This is a genomic window from Nocardioides sp. Z50_6 (assembly GCF_058215755.1).
Map to the genome: position 1 here is coordinate 612,691 of NZ_JBZAJB010000001.1, position 15,709 is coordinate 628,399.

General features: G+C 72.9%; 17 protein-coding genes. 9 read left to right on the plus strand and 8 right to left on the minus strand.

Features of this window, described 5'->3' with window-relative positions:
* Positions 1–2 precede the first annotated feature (2 nt).
* Complete coding sequence (locus AC4BGE_RS02940) at positions 3–170, minus strand: DUF3117 domain-containing protein (RefSeq protein WP_082574674.1); 168 nt, start codon at positions 168–170, stop codon at positions 3–5.
* A gap of 138 nt (positions 171–308) precedes the next feature.
* Here AC4BGE_RS02940 and AC4BGE_RS02945 point away from each other — a divergent pair, with 138 nt between their 5' ends.
* Positions 309–1,109 carry a PaaX family transcriptional regulator gene (locus AC4BGE_RS02945; RefSeq protein WP_490574273.1) on the plus strand — a complete coding sequence of 267 codons (801 nt, stop codon included), beginning with the start codon at positions 309–311 and terminating at the stop codon, positions 1,107–1,109.
* Positions 1,106–1,897 carry an enoyl-CoA hydratase/isomerase family protein gene (locus AC4BGE_RS02950; protein ID WP_490571842.1) on the plus strand — a complete coding sequence of 264 codons (792 nt, stop codon included), beginning with the start codon at positions 1,106–1,108 and terminating at the stop codon, positions 1,895–1,897. The genes AC4BGE_RS02945 and AC4BGE_RS02950 overlap by 4 nt, the downstream gene beginning before the upstream one ends.
* 127 nt (positions 1,898–2,024) lie before the next feature.
* On the opposite strand, the gene AC4BGE_RS02955 is transcribed toward AC4BGE_RS02950, so the two are convergent.
* The 4 genes from AC4BGE_RS02955 to dapE form a co-directional block, all read right to left on the minus strand.
* Positions 2,025–2,447 carry a hypothetical protein gene (locus tag AC4BGE_RS02955; protein ID WP_490571841.1) on the minus strand — a complete coding sequence of 141 codons (423 nt, stop codon included), beginning with the start codon at positions 2,445–2,447 and terminating at the stop codon, positions 2,025–2,027.
* 50 nt (positions 2,448–2,497) lie between these two features.
* On the minus strand, positions 2,498–2,818 hold the full coding sequence (locus AC4BGE_RS02960; RefSeq protein ID WP_490574274.1) for a DivIVA domain-containing protein: 321 nt from the start codon (positions 2,816–2,818) through the stop codon (positions 2,498–2,500).
* A gap of 74 nt (positions 2,819–2,892) precedes the next feature.
* Positions 2,893–3,618, minus strand: coding sequence for an LOG family protein (locus AC4BGE_RS02965; RefSeq protein ID WP_490574523.1), 726 nt, complete (start codon positions 3,616–3,618; stop codon positions 2,893–2,895).
* A 26-nt stretch (positions 3,619–3,644) separates the two neighbouring features.
* Complete coding sequence (dapE, locus tag AC4BGE_RS02970) at positions 3,645–4,730, minus strand: succinyl-diaminopimelate desuccinylase (RefSeq protein ID WP_490574275.1); 1,086 nt, start codon at positions 4,728–4,730, stop codon at positions 3,645–3,647.
* A 150-nt stretch (positions 4,731–4,880) separates the two neighbouring features.
* Here dapE and AC4BGE_RS02975 point away from each other — a divergent pair, with 150 nt between their 5' ends.
* The 4 genes from AC4BGE_RS02975 to AC4BGE_RS02990 are packed head-to-tail and all read left to right on the plus strand — an operon-like array spanning position 4,881 to position 8,454.
* On the plus strand, positions 4,881–5,807 hold the full coding sequence (locus AC4BGE_RS02975) for an ABC transporter ATP-binding protein (protein ID WP_490574276.1): 927 nt from the start codon (positions 4,881–4,883) through the stop codon (positions 5,805–5,807).
* On the plus strand, positions 5,804–6,547 hold the full coding sequence (locus AC4BGE_RS02980; RefSeq protein WP_490574277.1) for an ABC transporter permease: 744 nt from the start codon (positions 5,804–5,806) through the stop codon (positions 6,545–6,547). Before AC4BGE_RS02975 ends, AC4BGE_RS02980 begins: the two co-directional genes overlap by 4 nt.
* A 21-nt stretch (positions 6,548–6,568) precedes the next feature.
* Positions 6,569–7,822 carry a sensor histidine kinase gene (locus tag AC4BGE_RS02985; protein WP_490574278.1) on the plus strand — a complete coding sequence of 418 codons (1,254 nt, stop codon included), beginning with the start codon at positions 6,569–6,571 and terminating at the stop codon, positions 7,820–7,822.
* The gene (locus AC4BGE_RS02990; protein WP_490571835.1) at positions 7,819–8,454 is read left to right on the plus strand and encodes a response regulator; all 636 of its coding nucleotides are present in this window, start codon (positions 7,819–7,821) and stop codon (positions 8,452–8,454) included. Before AC4BGE_RS02985 ends, AC4BGE_RS02990 begins: the two co-directional genes overlap by 4 nt.
* 17 nt (positions 8,455–8,471) lie before the next feature.
* Here AC4BGE_RS02990 and ileS read toward each other — a convergent pair whose 3' ends face one another.
* The gene (gene ileS / locus AC4BGE_RS02995; protein WP_490574279.1) at positions 8,472–11,795 is read right to left on the minus strand and encodes an isoleucine--tRNA ligase; all 3,324 of its coding nucleotides are present in this window, start codon (positions 11,793–11,795) and stop codon (positions 8,472–8,474) included.
* 334 nt (positions 11,796–12,129) lie between these two features.
* Between ileS and AC4BGE_RS03000 the strand changes: the two genes are divergently transcribed.
* Positions 12,130–12,678, plus strand: coding sequence for a DinB family protein (locus tag AC4BGE_RS03000; RefSeq protein WP_490571833.1), 549 nt, complete (start codon positions 12,130–12,132; stop codon positions 12,676–12,678).
* Positions 12,679–12,848: 170 nt separating this feature from the next.
* On the opposite strand, the gene AC4BGE_RS03005 is transcribed toward AC4BGE_RS03000, so the two are convergent.
* Complete coding sequence (locus tag AC4BGE_RS03005; RefSeq protein ID WP_490571832.1) at positions 12,849–13,274, minus strand: hypothetical protein; 426 nt, start codon at positions 13,272–13,274, stop codon at positions 12,849–12,851.
* Positions 13,271–13,669: a hypothetical protein gene (locus tag AC4BGE_RS03010; RefSeq protein ID WP_490574280.1), complete on the minus strand. Its 399-nt coding sequence runs from the start codon at positions 13,667–13,669 to the stop codon at positions 13,271–13,273. The genes AC4BGE_RS03005 and AC4BGE_RS03010 overlap by 4 nt, the downstream gene beginning before the upstream one ends.
* Before the next feature lie 39 nt (positions 13,670–13,708).
* On the opposite strand from AC4BGE_RS03010, the gene dapD reads away from it, so the two are divergent.
* The gene (gene dapD / locus AC4BGE_RS03015; RefSeq protein WP_490574281.1) at positions 13,709–14,665 is read left to right on the plus strand and encodes a 2,3,4,5-tetrahydropyridine-2,6-dicarboxylate N-succinyltransferase; all 957 of its coding nucleotides are present in this window, start codon (positions 13,709–13,711) and stop codon (positions 14,663–14,665) included.
* Between the two features lie 4 nt (positions 14,666–14,669).
* Positions 14,670–15,668, plus strand: a complete 999-nt coding sequence (locus tag AC4BGE_RS03020; protein ID WP_490571829.1) for a VldE C-terminal domain-containing protein — start codon at positions 14,670–14,672, stop codon at positions 15,666–15,668.
* Positions 15,669–15,709 lie beyond the last annotated feature (41 nt).

A 15,709-nucleotide genomic window follows, 5' to 3' on the forward strand; every position in this document is an offset into this window, starting at 1 on the left:
GATCAGCCGACGACGTCCTTGAGGGCGTCACCGAGGGCTCCGGCCTCTTCGGCGTTGAGCTCGACCACCAGCCGGCCTCCACCCTCGAGCGGCACGCGCATCACGATGCCACGGCCCTCCTTGGTGACCTCCAGCGGTCCGTCGCCTGTCCTCGGCTTCATGGCCGCCATGGGCGCACCTCTGCTTCCTGTGATCGCGCGGCTCGGGGGCCGCGGGGATGCTTTGACCTCCCATTATCCCCCATAGGACCGGTGACCCGCACCACAGGTCTTCAAGACAGCGCACCTGGTGCCTGCCAGACTGCGGGAATGCACGCCCGTTCCGCGCTCTTCGACGTCTACGGTGATCTGCTCCCCGGTCGTGCCAACCGCGCCACGGTCGCCGGTCTGGTCCGGTTGCTCCGGCCGGTGGGCATCGCCGCGCCGGCGGTGCGCACCGCGATCTCGCGGATGGTCGCGCAGGGCTGGCTCGAGCCGGTCGCCCTGGAGCAGGGGCGGGGCTACGCCGCCACCGACCAGGCGGTACGTCGGCTGGCCCGCGCCGCCGAGCGCATCTACCGGCGCCAGACGCGCCCGTGGGACGGCGCCTGGCACCTGGCGCTGGTCTCGTGCACCGGCACCCGCACCGACCGGGCTCGGCTGCAGCGCGAGCTGGTCTACCTGGGCTACGCCGAGCTGAGGCAGCACACCTGGCTCAGCCCCTACCCCCGCGACGAGCTCCAGGAGGTGCTCGAGCGCTGCAAGGCGACGGCGGTCCTGGCCCGGGCGACCTCGTTCGAGCCGCACGGCACGCCCCTGGAGTGCTGGGACCTGACGGGGGTGGCAGCGGCGTACGACTCCTGGCTGGCCGACGCGGCCGACTCGGTGCGCCGCCACCTCGCCGAGCACCAGGACCCGGACGAAGGGGCGTTCGCCGCCCGGTTCCACCTCGTCCACGAGTGGCGCAAGTTCCTCTTCACCGACCCGGCGCTGCCCGGCGAGCTCCTCCCCGCGGACTGGCCCGGGGACCGCGCCGCGGCCTTCTTCTCCAGCGAGGCCGAGCGCCTGCGCGAGCCCGCGGACCGCTTCGTGGCCCGGGCGCTGACACCTGGGGCAGACTGGCAGCCATGAGTGCCCCCGTGCTGCTGGAGGTGCGCGACGGGGTCGCCACCATCACGCTGAACCGCCCCGAGGCGATGAACAGCCTGGACGTGGCCACCAAGGAGCTGCTGCGCGAGGTCGTCGGGTCGGTGGCCGAGGACACCGAGGTCCGGGCGGTCGTGCTCACCGGCACCGGGCGCGCCTTCTGCGTCGGCCAGGACCTCAAGGAGCACGTGGCCATCCTGCGCAGCGACGACCGGGAGTCCCTCTTCCGGACCGTGGAGGAGCACTACAACCCGATCGTCACCGCCCTGGCGACGATGCCCAAGCCGGTGCTCTGCGCGGTCAACGGCGTCGCGGCGGGCGCCGGGGTCTCCCTCGCCCTCGCCTGCGACCTGCGGATCCTCTCCGACGCCGCGGGCTTCAACTTCGCCTTCGCCGGGATCGCGCTGTCCTGCGACACGGGAGTGAGCTGGACGCTTCCCCGCCTGGTGGGCCGGGAGAAGGCCCTGGAGCTGCTCTACCTCCCCTCCACCGTGCCGGCGGCCGAGGCGGCCCGACTGGGGTTGGCCGGGCGGGTGGTCCCGCCCGACGAGCTGATGCCCACGACCCTCGACCTGGCCGGCCGGCTGGCCGCGGGCCCCACGGTCGCGCTGGGTGCGATCCGCCGCTCCGTGGCCTACGCGGCGGAGCACTCCTTCACCGACGCGCTCGCCTTCGAGGCCGCGATGATGACGCTCACCGGAGGCACCGAGGACCACAGCGCGGCGGTCGACTCGTTCCTGGCCAAGGAGCGGCCGACCTTCCACGGGAGGTGACCGCCCGGTCCCCCGGTCCCCGGACGGCCGAACGCCCGGACCGGCGGCTGCAGGTCCGGGCGCGAGGCCGGGCGTGACGACTCCGACCACGGGGCCGCCGTCGGGCGGCCCCGCGGACGGGCGCGGGCTACGCCGTCGTGAGGTAGAAGAACGTGAACACGCAGACGCCGACCAGCATCCCGAAGTGGGCCAGCACGGAGAGCCCGGGGCCCTCGCTCCAGGTGTCCTCCTCGACGTTGGTCGCGTGGCGCCCGCGGGACGGCAGCCACCGGAGCAGCAGCGCCAGTCCGGCGAGAGCGGTCACCCAGTAGAGGGCGAGCGCGATGATCCCGGCGAGGTTCCCACCGAGGAACGAGTCGTCAGGGGAGACGAGCCACGCGACCCAGAGGATGAACGCGGGCAGGCCCACGAACGTGTGCACATTGAGGGCCGGCTTGTTCACCTTCATGGGCCCCTCGGTCTCGTCCTTGCCCAGGCGGACCCGGGTGAGGAGGATGACCACGAGGCCCAGACCGGTGAGGACCCAGACGATGATTTCTTTGCTCTCCACGGACGGAAGTGTGCCGTAGAGATGTGGCCGCCGCCACGTAAACGCCCGATTCAGGTCCTGGCGCTGTCCGGGTCCTGTGCGCCGGGCCCGTCGGGAGACTCGCCGGTCGTCCCGGCGCCGACCGGCACCGGCGTGCTCGCGGACGACTCGAGCTGGTCGGCGAGACGGTCGAGGAGCGCGTCGACGTCGCGCATCCGGTAGCCCCGCAGGGCCACCGGGAAGCGCACCCGGCGCAGGTCGGCCCCCTGGAGGCGACCCTCGGGGAGCACCACCGGGACCCGGTCGCGCTCCGGCTCCTCCCAGGTCCCGGAGCGGCCGGCCGCCACGGCGGCCACGCCGCCCAGCACGAGTACCAGCAGGATGGCGAACATCCACATCATCTTGCGCTCCTGACTCTCACGTCGTCTCTCCCTTGACCGGTCCGATCATGCCGCGCATGCCTGCCTCACTCCACCGGGTGCGGGGCCGGCGTGGGATAGCGACCCTCACGGGCGGCCACCATCAGCGCGACCGCCTCGTCCACGTCGTCGGTGACGCGCAGCATGTCGAGGTCCTCGGCCGAGATCTTGCCCTCGGCCAGCACGGTCTCGCGCAGCCAGGAGACCAGCCCCGACCAGTAGTCGACCCCCATCAGCACCACCGGGAAGGAGGTGACCTTCCGGGTCTGCACCAGGGTGAGCGCCTCGAAGAGCTCGTCGAAGGTGCCGAGGCCGCCGGGCAGCACCACGAAGCCCTGGGAGTACTTGACGAACATCATCTTGCGGGCGAAGAAGTACCGGAAGTTGATGCCCATGTCGACCCACTGGTTGAGCCCGGCCTCGAAGGGCAGCTCGATGCCCAGGCCGACGCTGACCCCGCCGGCCTCGCTGGCCCCCTTGTTGGCGGCCTCCATCGCGCCCGGCCCACCGCCGGTGATCACCGCGAAGCCCTCCCCCACCAGCCCGCGACCCACCCGCTCGGCGAGGTCGTAGTACCGGTGGTCGGTGGCGGTCCGGGCGGAGCCGAAGACCGCGATCGCCGGCCCGAGCTCGGCGAGTGCGTTGAAGCCCTCCACGAACTCGGCCTGGATCTTCATCACCCGCCAGGGATCGGTGTGCACCCAGTCCGACGGCCCCCGGGAGTCCAGGAGCCGCTGGTCGGTGGTGACCGTCTCGACCTGCTGGCGGCGCATCCGCACCGGTCCCTTGAACTGGTCCTTCACGACTCTCCCTCCAGCCAGCCCCGCAGCTGCTCCTCGCAGCGGAGGATGTCGGCGACCGGCACCTGCTCGTCCTGGCGGTGCGCGAAGAGCGGGTCGCCGGGTCCGTAGTTGACCGCGGGGACGCCGAGCCTGGTGAAGAGCGCCACGTCGGTCCAGCCGAACTTCGGCGCCACCTCGCCGCCCACCGCCTCGACGAACGCGCGGGCGGCGGGCCGGGACAGGCCGGGAAGCGCTCCGGGCGCGGAGTCGGTCAGGGTGAGCTCGAAGCCGTCGAAGAAGTCGGTGACGAAGGCGAGCGCCTCGGCCTCGCTGCGGTCGGGGGCGAAGCGGAAGTTGACCTCCACGACGCACTCGTCGGGGACGACGTTGCCGGCCACTCCCCCGCGGATGGCGACCGCGTTGAGCCCCTCGTGATAGGTCAGCCCGTCGATCTCGGGGGTCCGCGCCTCGTAGTGCCGCAGCCGGTCCAGCACCTCGCCGGCCGCGTGGATCGCGTTGACGCCCCGCCAGCTGCGGGCGGAGTGCGCCCGCGCCCCGCTGGTGCGGACCTCGACGCGCAGCGTGCCCTGGCAGCCCGCCTCGACGGCGGCGTTGGACGGCTCCATCAGGATGGCGAAGTCGGCGGCCAGCAGGTCGGGGTCGCTCTCGGAGAGCTTGCGCAGCCCGTTGTGGACCGCCTCGACCTCCTCGGCCTCGTAGAGCACCAGGGTCAGGTCCCGGTTGGGCTCGGGGACCGTGGCGGCGATCCGCAGGATGACGGCGTCGCCGCCCTTCATGTCGCAGGTGCCCAGGCCGTGCAGCGTGTCGCCCTCGCGGCGGGCCGGCAGGTTGCCGTTGACCGGGACGGTGTCGAGGTGGCCGGCGATGACCACCCGCTCGGACCGCCCCAGGTGGGTGCGCGCGACCACCGTGTGACCGCGGCGGACCACCTCCAGGTGGGGCAGGGCCAGCAGCGCCTGCTCGACGGCGTCAGCGATCCCGGCCTCGTGGTGGCTCACCGACTCGATGTTGACCAGCTGCTCCGTCAGCGCCACCGCGTCGAGACTCAGGTCGAGGGCGGGGGCGGTGGTCGGCTCTGACATGCCGCCCATCCAACCACCCGGACCAGGGTGGGGCTGCGAGCCGTCCGCCGACGGGCGACCCGGCCTCCCTCGGTGTCATCCGATCGGTTGACCCGAGGTCGGGCCCGTCGGGCGATGCGCGCCGGCGCCCCGGGGCACCACGCTGGGAGCATGGACCAGGACAAGAACGTGGCGGTGCGGGTCACCGACCTGCGCAAGGCCTACGGCGACAGGACGGCGGTGGACGGCCTCAGCCTCGAGGTCGCGCCCGGGGAGGTGTTCGGCATCCTCGGCCCCAACGGGGCGGGCAAGACCACCACGGTGGAGTGTGTCTCGGGGCTGCGCACCGGCGACGCGGGCAGCGTCCGGGTGCTGGGGCTCGACCCCTGGACCGAACGCGAGGCGGTCACCCGGCTGGTCGGCGTCCAGCTCCAGGAGAGCCGGCTGCAGGACAAGATCACGGTCCGCGAGGCGCTGGAGCTCTGGTCGGCGTTCCACGACGACCCGGTGCCGTGGCCGGAGCTGGTCGAGCGGCTGGGCCTGGCCGGCCACGTCGACGCCCGCTTCGCCAAGCTCAGCGGAGGCCAGCAGCAGCGGCTCTCCCTGGCCCTGGCCCTGGTCGGCCGGCCCCGGGTGGCGATCCTCGACGAGCTGACCACCGGCCTGGACCCCCGGGCCCGCCAGGACGTGTGGCAACTGGTGCGCGAGCTGCGCGACACCGGGGTGACCGTGCTGCTGGTGACCCACCTGATGGAGGAGGCACAGGCGCTGTGCGACCGGGTCGCGATCATCGCCGACGGCCGCATCCGTGCCCTGGACACCCCCGACGGGCTGATCCGCCGGGCCTCCCGGGCCACCGTCACCTCCTTCGTGCCGAGCGCTGGCGTCGACCTGACCGCCCTGAGCACGCTGGACGGCGTCTCCTCGGCCCGCACCGACGCCGGCCGGGTGACGGTCGAGGGCAGCGAGGAGGCTCCCGTGGCCGTGCTCGGTTGGCTCTCGGTCCGGGGCGTCGTCCCGCACCGCCTCCGGGTGGTCGACAGCACCCTCGACACCGCCTACCTCGACCTCACCGACCAGACCCGGGAGACCGCATGAGCACCCCGACCGCCGCCGTGCTGCGCACCGAGGCCCGGCTCTTCACCCGGGAGCCCGGGTCCCTGTTCTGGATCGTGCTGTTCCCCTCGCTCCTGCTCTGCATCCTGGGAGCGGTGCCGGCCCTCCGCGAGCCGGATCCCGGCCTGGGCGGGCTGCGGATGATCGACACCTACGTCCCGGTCGCGGTGCTGCTGTCGTTGATCGCGGCCTCACTGATCTCGATGCCCCCGGTGCTGCTGGGCTACCGGGAGCGCGGGATCCTGCGCCGGCTGCGCACCACCCCCGTGCGGCCCGGCTCCGTCCTCCTGGCCCAGGTGGCGCTGCACGCGGCGGCGGTCCTCGCGTCGGTGGTGCTGGTCCTGGCCGTGGGCCGGCTGCTCTTCGACGTCGCCCTTCCCGGGTCCGGCGCCGGCTACGTCGTCGCGCTGGCCCTGGCGGTCACGTCCTCGTTCGGCCTGGGCGCGGCGGTCGTCGCCGTCGGCTCCGACGTCCGGACCGGCACCGCGATCGGGATGGCGGCGTTCTTCCCCTCGATGTTCACCGCCGGCGTGTACTACCCGGTGCAGGGGATGGGCGGGGTGCTGCGCGACGTCGTCGTGCTGACCCCGATGGGGGCCGCCGCGGAGGCGCTGCACGACGCGACGCAGGGCGGGTTCCCCGACCTCGCCGACCTGGCGGTGACCGGCGGCTGGTCCGTCCTCCTCGCCCTGCTCGCGGTGCGTGCCTTCCGGTGGGAGTGACGCGATGACAGGCTGTGCCCCGTGAGCAGCCAGGCGACCGTCTCCCGTCCGGGGATCACCGTCGACCTCGAGAACGCGCGCTGGGCACGGCTGCTGCCGTTCGGCCTGCTGGCCCTGGCCGTCCTCGCGGCGGTCGTCTCCAACCCGCTCTTCGAGGACGAGGCGAAGGACCTGCGCGTGATCCTGGGCCTGGCCGGGCTCACGGCGGCCTGGATGGCGCTGTGGACGTTCGTCCTGCCGTCGACCCGGCGGCGCCGCCAGGTGATGTACGTCGGCCGGACGGCGGCTGCCTTCGCGCTCACCTGGCTCAATCCCTTCTTCGGGATCTTCGCCTTCGTCGGCTTCCTCGACGTCTTCGACATCTTCGAGGGCCGCTGGGCCTACCCCGGGGCCCTGGTGGTCGCGGTCACCCAGGCGGGCTCCCAGTCGGGCGGCCTGCCGCCGGACAGCGGGGTGCAGTGGATCGTCCTCCTCGCGCTGCTGGTGCTCAACTTCGGGATGGCGACCTTCTTCAGCCTGCTCACCCTCAGGATGGAGAAGGAGAACGTCGCGCGGGCCGTGACGATCGAGCAGCTGGCCCGGCTCAACGCCGAGCTCGAGCGGTCCGCCGCCGAGAACGCGACCCTGCACGAGACGGTGGTGGCACAGGCCCGGGAGGCCGGGGTCCGCGAGGAGCGGCAGCGCCTGGCACAGGAGATCCACGACACCATCGCCCAGGGACTTGCGGGGGTCGTCGCCCAGCTGCAGGCGAGCCACGAGGAGGTCGACCTCGTACGGCGTCGCGCCCGCGTCGAGCGGGCCACCGCGCTCGCACGCTCGGCCCTCGCGGAGGCCCGGCGCTCGGTGCACGCGCTCGACCCGCTTCCCCTCGACCGGGCGACGCTGCCCCAGGCCCTGGCGGCCGTGCTCGACGGCTGGTCACAGGAGCACCCCGCCAAGACGGACCTGCACGTGACCGGGGAGGTGCGTCCCCTGCACCCCGAGGTGGAGTCGACGCTGGTGCGGATCGCCCAGGAGGCGCTCGCCAACGTGGCGCGGCACGCCGGGGCCGACCGGGTCGGCCTCACGCTCAGCTACCTGGACGACGAGGTGATCGTGGACGTGCGCGACGACGGCGTCGGGTTCGACCCGGCGGGGGGCGGCCCGGGATTCGGCCTGCGGGGCATGCGGCAGCGCGCCGAGCGGCTCGCCGGGGCGCTCGACGTCGAGTCCGCCCCGGGCGGGGGCACGGCGGTCTCGGTCCGGCTGCCCGCCCTGGAACGGGGCGCGCCGTGACGGACGGTCCCATCCGCATCCTCGTCGTCGACGACCACCCCGTGGTCCGCGACGGCGTCTGCAGCCTGCTGGCAGCCGTCGACGGCTTCGAGGTGGTGGGCGACGCCGACAGCGGGCCGGCCGCGGTGGCCCTGGCCGTCGACCTGGACCCCGACGTGGTGGTGATGGACCTCCGGATGCCCGGCGGGGGCGGGGTCGAGGCGGTGGGCGAGCTGCGGAGGCTCGGACTGCGGGCCTCGGTGCTGGTGCTCACCACCTACGACACCGACTCCGACGCGGTGGCCGCGATCGAGGCGGGCGCCGCCGGCTACCTGCTCAAGGACTCCCCGACCGCGACGCTGGTCGCCGGCGTGCGCGCCACCGCCGCCGGCGAGACGGTGCTCTCCCCCACCGTGATGGCGCGGCTGGCCTCGCACGTCCGGGCCCCGGCGCGCACCGGGGCCCTGACCGCGCGCGAGCGCGAGGTCCTGGCGCTGGTCGCCCGGGGCCGCTCCAACCGGCTGATCGCCGAGGAGCTCTTCGTCAGCGAAGCCACCGTGAAGACCCACCTGGTGCGGATCTACGAGAAGCTGGCCGTCGCCGACCGGGCCGCCGCCGTGGCCGCCGGCTACCAGCGGGGCATCCTGGGCTGACCGGCGCTGACTGTGCCTCAGGCGTCGGCCACCCGCACCTGCACCGAGACCTCCTCGGCGGTCCCCGCATAGTCGACAGAGGTGGCCAGGGTCTCGCCGGCGAGCAGCTCCTGGTGGGTGCGCGCCGCGTCGAGCACCGCCTGGGGACCCGAGACGGTGAGCGCGATCCGGTCCGAGACCTCCAGGCCGGCGTCGCGCCGGGCCTGCTGCACGGACCGCACCAGGTCCCGGGCCAGGCCCTCGGCCTCCAGCTCGGGCGTCAGGGTCGTGTCGAGCACGAGGAAGCCACCACCGGGCAGCACCCCGGTCGCCGTGCCCCCTCCAGCGTCCCCGGCCACGGTCTCCAGGGTGTACTCCCCCTCGACCAGGACGAGGCCGCCGGCGGTCACGGTGCCGTCCTCGGCCACCGACCAGTCGCCCGACTTCGAGCCCTTGATCGCGCGCTGCACGTCCTTGCCCAGCCGGGGACCGGCCGCGCGGGCGTGGACGGTCAGGCGCTGCTCCACCGCGTGGGCCGCCGCCTCGGCGTCGTCGGCGCTCAGCACGGTGACCGACTTGAGGTTGAGCTCGTCGGCCACGATCGACTCGAAGCCGGCCACGGCCCGGGCGTCGGGGACCACCACGGTGAGCCCTGCCAGCGGCAGCCGGTTGCGCAGGCCTGCGGCCTTGCGCAGCGCCGAGCCCGCCGAGCAGACCTCGCGCACGGTGTCCATGGCGGCGACCAGCGCGTCGTCGGCGGGCAGCTCCTCCACGTCCGGCCAGTCGGTCAGGTGCACCGAGCGGCCGCCGGTCAGGCCGCGCCAGATCTCCTCGGTGGTCAGCGGGAGCAGGGGCGCGGTGACCCGGCAGAGCACCTCCAGCACCGTGTACAGGGTGTCGAAGGCCGCCCGGCCGGACTCGTCCAGCGCCCCGCCCGAGGCCCAGAAGCGCTCGCGGGAGCGGCGGATGTACCAGTTGGTGAGCACGTCGAGGAAGCCGCGGGTGGTCTCGCAGGCGTCGGCGATCGCGTAGTCGTCGAGCTGCTCGGTCATCGCGGCCACGTACTGCCGGGTCTTGGCCAGCAGGTAGCGGTCCAGCGGGTCGGTCGACGCGGTCGACCAGGCGGCGTCGTACCCGCCGGGGCGCGCCGCGTTGGCGTAGAGCTGGAAGAAGTACCAGCTGTTCCACAGCGGGATCATCACCTGGCGGACCCCGTCGCGGATGCCCTGCTCGGTGACCACCAGGTTGCCGCCGCGCAGGATCGGGCTGGCCATCAGGAACCAGCGCATCGCGTCGGCGCCGTCGCGGTCGAAGACCTCGCGGACGTCGGGGTAGTTGCGCAGCGACTTGCTCATCTTGTTGCCGTCGGAGCCCAGCACGATGCCGTGGCTGATGCAGGAGGAGAAGGCCGGCTTGTCGAAGATCGCGGTGGCCAGCACGTGCAGCGTGTAGAACCAGCCGCGGGTCTGGCCGATGTACTCCACGATGAAGTCGCCCGGGAAGTGGCCCTTCTTCTGCGCCGTCCCGTCGAACCACTCGGCGTTCTCGAACGGGTAGTGGTTCTGGGCGAACGACATCGAGCCGGAGTCGAACCAGACGTCGAGCACGTCGGTGACCCGCCGCATCATCGACTGGCCCTCCTCCGGCGTGCGCGGGTCGTCGGGGTTGGGCCGCACCAGGTCGTCGACGAAGGGGCGGTGCAGGTTGGGCTCGCCGTCGGCGCCCCGCGGCAGCCGGCCGAAGTCGCGCTCGATCTCCTCGAAGGAGCCGTAGACGTCGATGCGGGGGTACGCCGGGTCGTCGCTCTTCCACACCGGCACCGGGCTGCCCCAGAACCGGTTGCGGGTGATCGACCAGTCGCGGGCGTTCTCCAGCCACTTGCCGAACTGCCCGTCCTTGATGTGCGCGGGCACCCAGCGGATCTGCTGGTTGAGCTCGACCATCCGGTCCTTGAAGGCCGTCACCTCCACGAACCAGGAGGAGACGCCCTTGTAGATGAGCGGCTCCCGGCAGCGCCAGCAGTGCGGGTAGGAGTGGTCGTAGGACTCGCGGCGCAGCAGCACGGTGCCGGGCGTCACCGAGCCGGCGGCCTCCTCCCGCGTCGCGGCCTTGAGGTGGTCGATGATCTGCAGGTTGGCGTCGAAGACCTGCAGCCCCTCGTAGTCGGTGACCGGGAAGGTGAACCGCCCGTCCTTGCCGACCGGCATCACCGCCTCGATCCCCTCGCGGTCGGTGACCACCTTGTCGTCCTCACCGAAGGCGCCGGCGGTGTGCACCAGGCCGGTGCCGTCGGTGGTGGTGACGAACTCGGCCGGCACCAGGCGGAAGGCGTTCTCGTGGCCCAGGTAGTAGGAGAACGGCGGGGTGTAGGTGCGTCCCACCAGGTCGGCGCCGCGGTAGCGGGCCAGGACGACCGGCTCCTCGGCGTCCGGGAAGAGCTCGCGCTTGTAGGCCGCGAGCCGTGGCTCCGCGAGCAGGTAGCGGGCGGTGCGGTCGGTGCCGGGGACGGGGCCCTGGACCACGACGTAGTCGATGTCCTCCCCCACCATCACCGCGAGGTTGGAGGGCAGCGTCCACGGCGTGGTGGTCCAGACCAGGGCCAGCACGCCCTCGAGCGGGTCCTCGGCGTCGGCGGCCAGCGACGGGTCGCGCTCCAGCCGGTAGCCGACGGTGACCGCCGGGTCCTGGCGGTTCTGGTAGACGTCGTCGTCCATCCGCAGCTCGTGGTTGGACAGCGGCGTCTCGTCGTTCCAGCAGTAGGGCAGCACCCGGAAGCCCTCGTAGACCAGCCCCTTGTCGTGGAGCTGCTTGAACGCCCAGATCACCGACTCCATGTAGTCGGGGTTGAGCGTCTTGTAGTCGTGGTCGAAGTCGACCCAGCGGGCCTGGCGGGTGACGTAGTCGCGCCACTCGTCGGTGTAGCGGAGCACCGAGGCACGGGCGGCGTCGTTGAACTTCTCCACGCCCATCTCGTGGATCTCGTCGGTGGTCTTCAGACCCAGCTGGCGCATCGCCTCCAGCTCGGCGGGGAGCCCGTGGGTGTCCCACCCGAAGCGGCGCTCGACCCGCTTGCCGCGCATCGTCTGGTAGCGCGGGACGATGTCCTTGACGTAGCCGGTGAGCAGGTGGCCGTAGTGCGGCAGACCGTTGGCGAAGGGGGGCCCGTCGTAGAAGACGAACTCGTTGCCGCCGTCGGCGCCCGGGTCGCGCTGCGCCACCGAGGCGCGGAAGGTGTCGTCGGCGGCCCAGTGCGCCAGCACCGCTTCCTCGATCGCCGGGAAGTCGGGGTTGCTCGGCACGGCGGGGGCGCCACCGGTCGCGGCTTCGCTGGTGCTGAGGTGGGAGACCTTCGGATAGGTCATCGGTGCTGCTCCTGCGGGTCGTCGTGCGTGGCGGATGCTGCTGGCCACGAGGACGACCACCGTCGCAGGACGACGAGAGCCGCGGTACCACCTCGCTTGCCGCCCGATGCCGGTCCGAGGGACCGGGCAGGGGCGACCACTTCGTTGCGGGCTGTGTCGGGCCCACCCGTCCGGTTCTAGTGGGGCGCTTCCCGGCGTGGAAGGCCTTTTCTTCCGGAAGGCTCGCCGCTGATGACGGCTCGGACGCCTGTGGTCACATGCTACGTGGGGGCCCCGAACCCCGCTACCCGGGTGTCCGGCGACGCTCCGCCGGGGATTCTGATGGAATGTCCCCATGACCGAGCGCAAGGCACCCGACATGTGGGTCGATCCCGAGTACGACCCCCGCGTCGCCGACGTGCCCGCGGTGGGCGAGAAGGCGATCCTGCTGGAGTACCTGGACCGCTACCGGACCACCCTCGACCTCAAGTGCGACGGTCTGGACGCCGAGCAGCTCGCCCGCCGCTCCGTGCCGCCGTCGACGCTCTCCCTGCTCGGGCTGGTGCGCCACCTGGCGAAGGTCGAGCACCACTGGAACCGGCGGGTGCTGGAGGGCGACTGGGCGCTGCCCCGGCTCTACGACACCGACGAGGTGCCGGACAACGACTTCGACGGCGCCGTGGCCGACGACGACCTGGTGATCGAGGCCTGGGAGGCCTGGTTCCGCGAGCTCACCCACTCCCGCAAGCTCTTCGTCGAGCTCGACCTCGACTCCCACGTCCTGGTGCAGGGCATGCCGATCGAGGTGCGCGACGTCGTCGTCCACCTGCTCGAGGAGTACGCCCGCCACGTCGGGCACGCCGACCTGCTGCGCGAGGCGATCGACGGCCGCAAGGGGCAGTAGCCGGAGGGAGACACTCCACTTGCTCCCGGCGGCCTGGCCCGAGGCGGAGGCGTCCACGATGCCGTTGCGCGGGACCTTCACCTTCTTCGGGAAGTCGTAGGTGTTCTGGGTGTACTGCGGGATGCTCCCGTAGCCGCCGCAGCGGGCGAGCGGGTGGAGGCTCCGCCCCGTCAGCGCCCGGGACGGGTCTCCGGCTCCACGTGCCTGAGCCAGGCCAGCCCGACGAAGGGCAGGACCAGCGGGACGAAGCCGTAGCCCTGGCCGAAGTGCGACCAGACGGTCGCATCGGCGAAGAGGTCAGGGTCCAGGACGGTCCACAGCCCGACGCCGAGCACGCCGACCAGCTCGAAGAGGCAGGCGGCGAGCGCGACCCGGAAGGCCCGACGCCCGGGACGCCGGAAGGCCAGCGTGGCGACGAGGTAGACCACCGCGGCGACCGCGGAGAGCAGGTAGGCGACCGGCGCCTCCTCCAGCTTGGTGACGATCTGGGCGAACGAGCGTGCCCCGGCCGCCACCGCGAAGACGGCGTAGGCCGCGATCAGCACCTGGCCCACCGCCCGGCGGCGCGCCGGGACCGGCGTGGCCGCGGGCCTCACCACGTCAGCTGGAGGCGGACCACCAGGACCACCATGGCGATGGCCGTCACCGCCACCACGCCCAGGTGCGGCAGGTCGGGCTCCGCCGGCTCCTCGCCGGTCTCCTCCTCCGCCTCCGCCTGTGCGTCGTCGACGAGCGGCCGCCGGTTCAGCAGGATCACCGGCAGGCCCACCGCCGCCACCGCGTAGCCGATGTGGGTCACCGGGGAGTCCACCTCGTGACCGCGCAGCAGGGTGATCACGTCGAGCAGCACCACCACGGCCGTGGCTCCGTGGGCGGCGACCATGAAGCGCCGCACGATCGGGTCGAGGCCGGGGAGGCGCAGCGCGAGGAGGGCGAGGACGGCGACCAGGCCGAGGAAGCCGGCGACTGCGTAGGACAAGGCGGGAGACACGTGCCCGAGGGTATCGAGCGCCCCCGTAGAGTTCTGCGGGTGACCTCGCCTGCGACCTCCGACACCGCCGCCTGGGGCTACGGCCTCGTCTCGCGCGACTCCTCCGACGCCGTCCTCGACGTCTGGTTCCCCCGGCCCGCGCTGGGCTCGGCCGACCGTCAGGGTGCGCCCGAGGAGCTCGCCGGTCTGGAGGGCCACGACGAGCTGCGCCGCGTCTCGCGCCGGGTCGAGCTGGTCGAGATCGCCGACCTCTCCGCCGCCCCCAGCACCGCCCAGGACGCCTGGCTGCGGCTCCACCTGCTCTCCGCCCGCCTGGTCACCCCCCGCAGCATCTCGATGGACGGCATCTTCGGGCTGCTCGCCAACGTGGTGTGGACCTCCGCCGGCCCGTGCCGCGTCGAGGGCTTCGAGACCGTCCGGGCGCGGCTGCGCGCCGCGGGCCAGCACGTCACCGTCTTCGGCGTCGACAAGTTCCCCCGGATGGTCGACTACGTGGTTCCCAGCGGCGTGCGGATCGCCGACGCCGACCGGGTGCGCCTGGGCGCCCACCTGGCCAGCGGCACCACGGTGATGCACGAGGGCTTCGTCAACTTCAACGCCGGCACCCTGGGCACCTCGATGGTCGAGGGCCGGATCTCGGCGGGCGTGGTGGTCGGCGACGGCTCCGACATCGGCGGGGGCGCCTCGATCATGGGCACCCTCTCCGGCGGCGGCACCGAGGTCGTCTCGGTCGGCGAGCGGTGCCTGCTGGGCGCCAACGCGGGCATCGGCATCTCGCTGGGCGACGACTGCGTGGTCGAGGCCGGCTGCTACGTCACCGCCGGCACCAAGGTGACCGTGCGCGAGGGCGAGGAGACCCGGGTCGTGAAGGCGGCCGAGCTCTCGGGCGCGAGCAACGTGCTCTTCCGGCGCAACTCGGTCTCCGGGGCGATCGAGGCCGTGCCGTGGAAGGGCCAGGGCATCGCCCTCAACGACGCGCTCCACGCCAACGACTGAGCGCGTGCCGCACCGAGCACCCGCACTCTCGCGCCGCAGCGGCGCCCGGGTCTGGCGGTGGGTCCTGGCCGCCGTCGTGGCGCTCTCCCTCTTCGTGGGCATCGGCGTCGTCTTCGACCGCGGGGTCGGCCCGCTGCTGGCCCGCGACGAGTGCGTGGCGGAGGTCGACGGGCTGACCGTGCGGCTCTCGCACGAGCAGGCCGAGAACGCCTCCCTGATCGCGGCGATCTCGGTGCAGCGCGGGATGCCGGCCCGGGCGGCGACGATCGCCCTCGCGACGGCGTACCAGGAGTCGAAGATCCTCAACATCGAGTACGGCGACCGCGACTCCCTCGGGCTCTTCCAGCAGCGGCCGTCCCAGGGCTGGGGCACCCGTGAGCAGGTGCTCGACCCGGTCTTCGCCACCCACGCCTTCTACGACGCCCTGGAGAAGATCGGCGACTACCGCTCGATGGAGGTCACCGTCGCGGCGCAGACCGTCCAGCGCTCGGCCTACCCCGACGCCTACGCCGACCACGAGGACGACGCCCGGGTGCTGGCCTCGGCCCTGACCGGGAACTCCCCCGAGGCCTGGAGCTGCACCGTGGACGACGGCGTCGCCGACGCCTCGCCGGCCCTGACCGGGTCGGGCCTGACCAAGCGCGCGGAACGGGTGCGGCTCGCGGTGGCGGGGGCCTTCGGTCCCCAGCAGCTCGGCGGCTTCGCGCCGGGCGGGGTCCGTGCCGGGCACATGGCCGGCTCCACCCACTACGAGGGCCGGGCGGTCGACATCTTCTTCCGGCCGGTCTCCGCCGACAACCGGCGCCGCGGCTGGGCGGTGGCCCACTACCTGGTCGCCCACGCGGCCCGGCTGCGGGTGCAGACGGTCATCTTCGACGACCGGATCTGGCAGGCGCGGCGCTCCGACCAGGGGTGGCGCGACTACCGGGTGCCCGGCTCCTCCCGGGGCGACCCGGAGATCCTCGAGCACCGCGACCACGTGCACGTCGACGTCTTCGCCTAGCACCGCCCGGCCAGCCGGGCGCGCCCAGGAGAGCCCAGGAG